We start from the raw sequence: 8,890 nt of genomic DNA on the forward strand, positions 1-8,890 counted from the left end.
CAGGTCCACGGAAGGCCCCCGCAGTGCCACACGTCTTCTCCACGTCGTCGCGTCCGCGCCGTGTCACGGTCGTCCTCGCGGCGGTCGCCACGCTCGTCTCACTCGCGGTCGCCGGGTCCGCGCCGGCAGCCCACGCGTCGACGCCCTCGTCACGCGCCGCCGCCGTGCACGCGAGCTCCGTGCAGCTCGGGCAGGTCGTCTCGCCGATGAGCGAGAAGCCCTACGCCGCGTTGCCGAACGTGGTCGGCACGAACGAGGCGTTCTCGAGCCCGGCGGTCGGCGACCTGAACGGCGACTCGCAGCTGGAGGTCGTCACCGGCGGCATGGACGGATGGGTCCGCGTCTTCGGCCTGGACGGGTCGGTGAAGTGGACGGCGTTCACGGGGTCGGGCCCGATCCAGGCCAGCCCGCTGCTGTACGACTTCAACCGCGACGGCAAGCTCGACGTGCTCGTCGCGAACGCGGGCACCGGCGACGTCTGGGTCCTGCGCGGCACCGACGGCGCGCCGCTGTTCCACAAGGCGACCGCGTTCAGGAACGGGCCGCCGGGCGTGTTCGGCACGCCTGCGGTCGCGGACCTCGACCACGACGGCTCGCTCGACATCATCGTGACGAGCTGGGACAACCACCTGTACGCGTGGCACTACTCGACGGGCCTCGACGTCTTCCCTCCCGTCTGGGTCTACGACACGATCTGGTCGAGCCCCGTCGTCGCGGATCTCGACGGCGACGGCTGGCCCGAGATCGTCTTCGGCGCCGACATGGACTACTACCCGGGCGCGCCGTATCCCGGCGGGGGACTCGTGTGGGTCGTCCGCCACGACGGCACGCTGCAACCGGGCTGGCCGCGCTCACTGCCCGGTCAGACGATCTGGTCCTCGCCCGCGGTCGTCGACCTCAACGGTGACGGCCACCTCGACGTCGTCGTCGGCACCGGTCTCAACTTCCCGAACGCCGGGCACGTCGTGTGGGGGCTCGACCGCTTCGGCCACGACCTGCCGGGCTGGCCGGTGCCGACGCTGGGCGCGGTCATGGCGTCGCCCGCGGTCGCCAACCTCCCGGGCGTCGGGATGGTGAGCGTCGTCGCGATGGAGGGCGGCTACATCACCGCGATCAAGCCCAACGGTCAGGTGCTGTGGACCCAGTGCGGCGCGTCGTGGGGCTGCTCGGCCGGGTACCCGACGCACGGCGGCGTGACGATCGCGGACGTCGACGGTGACGGCACACCCGACGTCGTCTCCGCTCTCGACCACGACCTCAAGGTCTTCAACCTCGCCACCGGCGCGCTCGAGGCGAGCGCGCCGCTCGACGGGCACGTGTTCGCGCCCGCGTCGACGCCGACCGTCTTCGCCGGTCCCGGCGAGACCCGCATCCTCGTCCAGGCGCAGCTGGACGCGAACGTCGACGGCCTGCGCGACCCCGGGGACCTGTTACAGGTCTACGAGTTCGGCACGAAGCACACGCCCGGGACGCTCGGCTGGGCAACGTTCAAGCAGAACATGGAGCGCACCGGCACGATCCTCGACACGACGCCGCCGAGCGTGCCCACACTCCCCGCTGCGAGCTCGCCGGCCACGACGGCGGCGAACGTCACGTGGAGCTCGAGCGACGCGGGAACGGGCGTCGCGTACTTCACGCTCACCGTGAGCGACGACGGCGGCCCGGCCGGGACCTGGTACTCGCGCGCGACGCCGACGTCGCGCTCGGGCTCGACCGCGAGCGGCGGCAGCGTGCTCTACGGCCTCCCAGGTCACACCTACACCGTCGACGCGCGCGCGGTCGACGGCGCGGGCAACGTCAGCGGGCAGTCGAGCACGACGGTCTCGTTCGCGGGGGCGACGCGCGCGCAGCCCTTCACCGCCGCCTACACGACCGCGTGGGACGGCACCGTCGGCGCGGCCGCGAGCGCGCCCTTGCCCGCGTCGACGTTCCCCGCCCCACTCGGCCGCGGCATCGCGGTCACGAGCGACGGGACCGGCGGCTACACGGTCGACGCGTTCGGCGGCCTGCACCCGTTCGGTGCCGCTCCGCTCGTGCACACGAACGCGTACTGGCCGGGCTGGGACATCGTGCGCGGCGTCGCGCTCAACGGCGACGGCAGCGGCTACGTCCTCGACGGGTTCGGCGGTCTCCATCCGTTCGGCGGCGCGGTCCCGATGTCCGGCGCGTACTGGCGTGGGTGGGACATCGCGCGTGGCATCGCGATGCTGCCCGGCTCGACCAAGACCAGTCCCGCGGGCTACGTCCTCGACGCGTTCGGCGGCCTGCACCGGTTCGGCAGCGCGCACGTCGTCAGCGTCAGCGGGTACTGGCCGGGATGGGCGATCGTGCGCGGCCTCGCGCTCGACCCCGACGGCAACGGCGGGTACACGGTCGACGGCTTCGGCGGCCTGCACCCGTTCGGCGGTGCGCCCGCCGTCGCGGTGACCGGTTACTGGCGCGGCTGGGACATCGTGCGCGGCGTCGCACTGATGCACGACTCCTCGCCCGGACACCCCCAGGGCTACACGGTCGACGGGCGAGGCGCGCTGCACCCGTTCGGCGGTGCTCCCGCCGTCTCGACGACCGGGTACTGGTCCGGCGACGTGGCACGGGGCCTGTCGATCGCGCCGTGACACCGGGCCCGACCGGCACACGATGATCACGGGGTGACGGAGAGCCCGTAGTACCGTCGCGGCGTCCCGCAGGGGGCGACACCGCCGCATGGCCAGTATCACCGCACCTGCCGATCGGAGCGCTCCCGCGCCGCAGCTCGCCGACGTCTCGTCGCGCCCGAACCCGGTGCGGCGCCTGATCGACCTGTGGCAGTACCGCGAGCTCCTCGGCAGCCTCGTGCGCAAGGAGCTGAAGGTCAAGTACAAGAACAGCGTCCTCGGCTTCGTGTGGTCGCTGCTCAACCCGGCCCTGTACCTCGTCGTCTTCTACGTCGTCTTCACGTACTTCCTGCCGGCGGGCGTCCCGAACTTCGCGATCTTCCTGCTCGCGGGCCTGCTGCCGTGGAACCTCTTCGGCATCGCGCTCGGCGCGTCGACCGGGTCGATCACCGGCAACGCGTCGCTCGTCACGAAGGTGTGGTTCCCGCGCGAGATCCTGCCGCTCGCCTCGATCGGCGCGGGGCTCGTCCACTTCCTCCTGCAGACGGTCGTGCTGCTGCTCGCGCTGGTCGTGTTCCGGCAGGTCCCCGCGTGGAGCTACCTGCCGTTGCTGCCGGTCGCGCTCTTCGCGCTGGTGGTGTTCCTCGCCGCGATGTCGATCGCGCTCGCGGCCATCAACGTCTACGCGCGCGACACCGAGCACCTGCTCGAGCTCGCGCTGCTCGCGTGGTTCTGGATGACGCCGATCGTCTACGCGTACCGCAAGGTCGCGGACCACAAGGGCGTCGGCGCGCTCTTCCTCCTCAACCCGCTGACACCTGTCGTCATCACGTTCCAGCGCGCGCTCTACAACAAGGCGACGGTCGTGACGTTCGACAGCGCGGGGACGCGGTACGTCACGAAGATCCTGCCGAACACCGGCCTGGTCTGGTACGCCGAGGTGCTCGGGATCCTGCTCGCGGTCTCGCTCGTGCTGCTCTTCGTCGCGCTCGTGATCTTCGGGCGCCTCGAGGACAACTTCGCCGAGGAAATCTGAGTTGGCTGGTCGCGCTCGCAAGCTCGCCGCTCCCCGACCAACGGTGCCTGCCGGCGCCGGGGAAACCCCGCCGCCTGTCGCCGCCACGCAATTCGCTCGGAGCCGTTGACCATGGGCGCGGCGATCGAGGTCGAGCGGGTCAGCAAGCGCTTCAAGCTGTACCAGGAGAAGGCGCACTCGCTGAAGGAGCGCGTCATCAAGGCCGGCCGCCTGCCCTACGAGGAGTTCTGGGCGTTGCGCGACGTCGACCTCGAGGTCGCGCAGGGCGAGACCGTGGGACTCCTCGGGCACAACGGTTCCGGCAAGTCGACGCTGCTCAAGTGCGTGACGGGGATCCTGCGCCCGACGTCGGGTCGCATCGCGAAGGCCGGCCGCGTCGCGGCGCTCCTCGAGCTCGGTTCGGGCATGCACCCCGAGCTGACGGGCCGCGAGAACATCTACATGAACGGTGCGATGCTCGGGCTCCCGAAGACGCACGTCGAACGCATCTTCGACGACATCGTCGCGTTCTCGGAGATCGAGGCGTTCATCGACCAGCAGGTCAAGCACTACTCGTCGGGCATGGCAGCGCGCCTCGCGTTCGCCGTCGCGGTGAACGTCGATCCGGAGATCCTCGTGATCGACGAGGTGCTGTCGGTGGGCGACGAGGCGTTCGCGCGCAAGTGCCTCGAACGGATCAAGGAGTTCCAGAAGCAGGGCCGCACGATCCTGTTCGTCACCCACAACGCCGACCTCACGCGGCAGATCTGCGACCGCGCCGCGGTGCTCGACCACGGCAAGCTCGTCATGGTCGGCCCTCCCGGCGAGGCGGTGCTGTCGTTCCGCGACACCCTCCTCGACCGCGGGCTCGACCCGTTCGCGGAGGCCGGGATCAGGAACGAGCTCCGCCACACCCGCCAGATGCGGATCACCGGCGCGGAGATCGAGTACGCCCGCCCGGAGCGCAGGTACGCGCTCCCCGACGAGCCCGTCCGCATCCACCTGCACTACGACGCGCCCAAGCGCCTCGGTGACGTCGTGTTCGCGATCAACATCCACGACCAGGCCGGCAACCTGCTCCTCGGCACGAACACCGACATCATCGGCGTGGACGTCGACGACGTGTACGGCCGTGGCGAGATCGTGTTCGTGCTCGACCGCGTACCGTTGCTCGACGGCGTGTACGTGGTGAGCCTCGGGATCCACAACCACACGACGGGCGTGTCGTACGACCACCGCGACCAGAAGGACTTCCTCGAGGTCATGAACCCGGGGAAGACGATGGGGCTCGTCCACTTCCCGATGCGGGTCGAGCTCCTCCCGTCGGGCCGCCGCACCGAAGCGGTGTCCTGACCGCACGGCACCGCACTGACCGCACGGCACCGCGCGCGGCACCGTCGCGCCAGCCGGTAGCGTCCTCGGGTCCGTCGCTCCCAGCCGCCCCCGTGTGCCGGAGGTCCCGGATGATGCGCCGCCTGCTCCCGCTCGCCGCGATCGCGTCCGTCGGCGCGCTCGTCGCCGTCGTCCTGCCCGTCGCGACACCCGCGCCCGGTGCGCCGAAGGTGTCCGAGCAGGGTGTGCCGCTGAGCGCGCAGGGCGTCGCGCCCGGATGGCGCGCCGACGCGAACGTCGGCGCCGATCTCGTCGGTGTGAAGTGGGACGGCGACCCGAACGCGCAGTTCACCGTGTCGACGCGTGACTCCTCGGGGCACTGGTCGGTGCCCACGCCGCTCGACGCCGTCGACACCGGGCCCGACCCCGGGACGAAGGAAGCCGCGCACGTCGCGAGGAAGCACGCGACCGAGCCGCTGTGGGTGCACGGCGACAGCGACGTCCGCGTGACGCTCGCGTCCGGGTCGGCCGCGAACGTCGAGCTGCGTACCGTGCACTCGCCCGCGCAGCAGGTGCCGGCGAGCTCGGCGTCTGCCGCGATCGCGTGGCCCAGCGTCATCCTGCGCGCGCAGTGGGGCGCGGACGAGAGCCTGCGCTCGCGCAACTGCTCGCCCGCGCCGCAGTACAGCGACGCCGTGAAGTTCGCGGTCATCCACCACACGGTGGACTCGAACAACTACTCGCCCGCGCAGAGCTACCAGATCGTCCGCGGGATCTACGCGTACTCGGTGCTCACGCTCGGGTACTGCGACATGATGTACAACTTCCTCGTCGACAAGTACGGCCAGATCTTCGAGGGCCGGTACGGCGGCGCGGACAAGCCGGTGCTCGGCGCACACGCCATCGGATTCAACTGGGAGAGCGTCGGCGTCGCGGCGATCGGTGACTACTCGACGACGACACCGTCGGCCGCGCTGATCGACGCCATCGAGCGGCTGCTCGCGTGGAAGTTCGCGGCAAGCGGGATCGACCCGCTCCAGCCCGTCACCTACACCACGAACGGCAACGACAAGTTCCCCGCGGGCACGACGATGGTCATCCCGAACATCGTCGGGCACCGCGACACGTGGTTCACCGCGTGCCCGGGGCAGGCGCTCTACGACATGCTCCCCGCGATCCGCGCGAGCGTCACGCAGCGCATCGAGTTCCAGCCGCTCGACACGTTCCCGGGATGGCGCGCGCAACCGGGCTACCCGAGCCTCATGGCCGTGAGCGCGTTCGGCGCGCTGTACCCGGCCGGCGCCGAGAACCCGCTGCTGCCGAGCGCGTACTTCCCCGGTTGGCAGATCGTGCGCGCGGTCAAGCTGCTGCCCGGCGGGGGCGGTGGCTACGTGCTCGACGGCTACGGCGGCCTGCACCCGTTCGGGAGCGCGCCGGTCGTCTACGGCTCGTACTGGCCGGGCTGGGACATCGCGCGTGACTTCACGCTGCTGCCCTCGGGCCGGGGCGGTTACGTCCTCGACGCGTGGGGCGGACTGCATCCCTTCGGCGTCGCGCCACCCATCGCGAGGACGACGTTCTGGCCCGGTTGGGACATCGCGCGACGCGTCGCGATCCTGCCGTCGGGCACCGGTGGCTACGTGCTCGATGGGTGGGGCGGTGTGCACCCGTTCGGGAGCGCGCCCGCGGTCGGCAGCGGCCCGTACTGGCCCGGTTGGGACATCGCGCGCGACATCGCGGTGCAGCCGAGCACGCAGCGCGTCTACGTGCTCGACGGCTTCGGTGGCGTGTGGCCGCTCAACGGCGCGCCACGCCTCCCGTCGCCGTACTTCGGCAGCGACCAGATCCGCGGCTTCGCGCTGACGGCGACCGGCGGGTACGAGATGAACCGCGTCGGGACGATCATGAACTTCGGCGGCGCGCCGCCCGTCCCGCAGCCGATGCCGATCATCTCGCCGCCGTACGCGCGGCAGCTCGCGATCGCGCCGTGACGCGGCCGCGCGCGCCGCGCGTCAGCCCGGGACCGGGAGGTTCGCGGGCAGCGGCGCGCCGGGTGTGCGCGGCGCCAGGTACACCGCGACACCACCGGACGACGCGACGCGCCGCAGTCCCGGCTGCGGCGCGGGCGGCGCCGTAGCCGGCGTGACGGTCAACGTCTCGCCCGCACGCTCCGGATGCACCGCGAGGCGCGCGCCGTAGAGCCAGCCCCAGGCGGGCGGGACGCGTGCCGCCACGCCGTGCTTCTCGAGCTGGAGGATCAACCCCGCCGCCCACGGCCACTCCTGGGCCTGGTTCACGACGAGCACGGGCCGGTGATCGCCGCGGGTCGCGGCGAGCGTGCGCTGCGCGAGCACGCGCATGACGTCCGGCTTGGGCTCGCTGTTCGCGACGTCGGCGGCGGCCTGCACCGTGAACGCGGTGCCGACGAAGAACGCGACGAGCAGCACCGCGGGTGCGGCCCGTCGCCATTCGGGCGGTACGTGGAGACGGGCCGCGCGCGGCCATCGCACCGGCGCGGGCGTGCGGCCGTCGCCCAGCACGGACGCGCCGATCCCGAGCCAGGCCGTGAAGCTGGCCGCCGAGATCCACGTGACGAGGTAGACCTCGAAGCCGCCCGCGATGCGCAGCACCGACCACGCGGCCGCGGCGAACAGCACCACGTTGAGCACCGCGAGTCGCAGGACGTCCGGCATGCGGCGACGCACCGCGAGCGCGGTCGCCGCGCCGAACACGACGAGCGTCACGACGCCGAAGCCGTACCCGCTCGGCGCCGCGCGCTGTTGCGCGGACAGTGGCAGCAGCGCGCGCGGGATCCCGCCGAGCTGCTGCAACGTCACGCGCACCATCTGGTGGACGCCCACCGTCGGCTTCGCGTGCTCGAAGAACTGGTCGATCCGCGTGAGGTTGCCCGGGTGGTGACGGAACTGCTCGACGATCGGCGGCAACCACACCACCACACCGACGACCGCCGCCACGGCGAGCCAGCGCAGCGCGTCGACGACGACCGCCCGCCGTCGCGGCCCGGTCGCGGCGCGCGCCGAGTGCACCACGTCGGCCGCACCGAGGACGATCGCCGCGCCGAGCACCGCGACCGTCGCCGGTGTGTACCCGATGTGCGTCTGCACGACGAAGGACGCGACGAACACGGCAGGGGCGAGCGAGCGCGTGGACCCGCACGCGATGCTCCACGCGAGGACCACGACGAGGCCGAACGGCAAAACCGTCACGAACGGGTTCCACGCGTTCTGCAGCAGCGGAGCGCCGAGGAAGCGCATCCAGACTGCGAGCAGGACGGCCGTCCACAGCACGAGCCGCCGGCCGCCGCGCTGCCACGCGACGACGAGGATCCCCGCGCACGCAGCACCGTTGATCGCGAGCGCGCCGATGCTCAGCGAGACGGACCGCGTCCCGAACAGGCGGTAGACCGGCGCGAGCACGTAGAACAGCAGTGGGCCGGGATGGTTGAAGTGGAACCGCGAGTACGGCCCGAGCCAGACGGGGTGGACGCCGACGTCGTGGATCGACAGCTCGGTGATCGCGAGGTCCCCGGGGTTCCACACCCTCCCGCCCAGGTCGACGAGCAGGCGGATCGCCTGGAGGAGGAGCGGGAGCAGGACGAGCGCGATCGCGAGGCCGAGGAGACGTCGCGTCGGTCGGGCGTCGGCGCGCGCGACGGCGACGGGTTCGTCTGCGTGGGGGTCGTCGTCGGCGGCGGTGTACGCCGGGACGGTACGCACGGGGAGCGGCTCGACCTTCTCGCTCGCGGGACGCCGGAGCGACCCTAGCCGCACCACCGACGGTGCCCGTGCCACGGCGTCGGCCTGCGTCACGGCCTGTGCCTGGGCGGACGCGGTTCGGTACCCTGTCCCGCCGTGCCCGCTCCGCCCGCCGATCGCGGCGTCGACGCCGAGCGCTGTCTCTCGGTCGTCATGCCTTGTTACAACGAGGC

At 71.8% G+C, this 8,890-nt stretch carries 5 protein-coding genes; 4 read left to right on the top strand and 1 reads right to left on the bottom strand.

Annotation, left to right across the window (positions count from 1 at the left end):
- Window positions 1-23 precede the first annotated feature (23 nt).
- From VFC33_16120 to VFC33_16135, 4 genes are all read left to right on the top strand, one after another.
- Window positions 24-2,615, top strand: coding sequence for a VCBS repeat-containing protein (locus tag VFC33_16120; GenBank protein HZR14766.1), 2,592 nt, complete (start codon window positions 24-26; stop codon window positions 2,613-2,615).
- Window positions 2,616-2,703: 88 nt separating this feature from the next.
- On the top strand, window positions 2,704-3,630 hold the full coding sequence (locus tag VFC33_16125; GenBank protein HZR14767.1) for an ABC transporter permease: 927 nt from the start codon (window positions 2,704-2,706) through the stop codon (window positions 3,628-3,630).
- Window positions 3,631-3,741: 111 nt separating this feature from the next.
- Window positions 3,742-4,962: an ABC transporter ATP-binding protein gene (locus VFC33_16130; GenBank protein HZR14768.1), complete on the top strand. Its 1,221-nt coding sequence runs from the start codon at window positions 3,742-3,744 to the stop codon at window positions 4,960-4,962.
- 110 nt (window positions 4,963-5,072) lie between these two features.
- The gene (locus tag VFC33_16135) at window positions 5,073-6,932 is read left to right on the top strand and encodes a peptidoglycan recognition protein (protein ID HZR14769.1); all 1,860 of its coding nucleotides are present in this window, start codon (window positions 5,073-5,075) and stop codon (window positions 6,930-6,932) included.
- A 21-nt stretch (window positions 6,933-6,953) separates the two neighbouring features.
- On the opposite strand, the gene VFC33_16140 is transcribed toward VFC33_16135, so the two are convergent.
- Window positions 6,954-8,890 (bottom strand): hypothetical protein (locus VFC33_16140; GenBank protein HZR14770.1); only part of this gene is annotated, 1,937 nt, incomplete at its 5' end.

This window comes from Acidimicrobiia bacterium (assembly GCA_035651955.1).
Lineage (GTDB): Bacteria > Actinomycetota > Acidimicrobiia > IMCC26256 > JAMXLJ01 > JAMXLJ01.

Excerpts from the sequence above, each read along its gene's own strand:
- VFC33_16125 (HZR14767.1), top strand. The coding sequence starts at position 2,704 with ATGGCCAGTATCACCGCACCTGCCGATCGGAGCGCTCCCGCGCCGCAG.
- VFC33_16130 (HZR14768.1), top strand. The coding sequence starts at position 3,742 with ATGGGCGCGGCGATCGAGGTCGAGCGGGTCAGCAAGCGCTTCAAGCTG.
- VFC33_16135 (HZR14769.1), top strand. The coding sequence starts at position 5,073 with ATGATGCGCCGCCTGCTCCCGCTCGCCGCGATCGCGTCCGTCGGCGCG.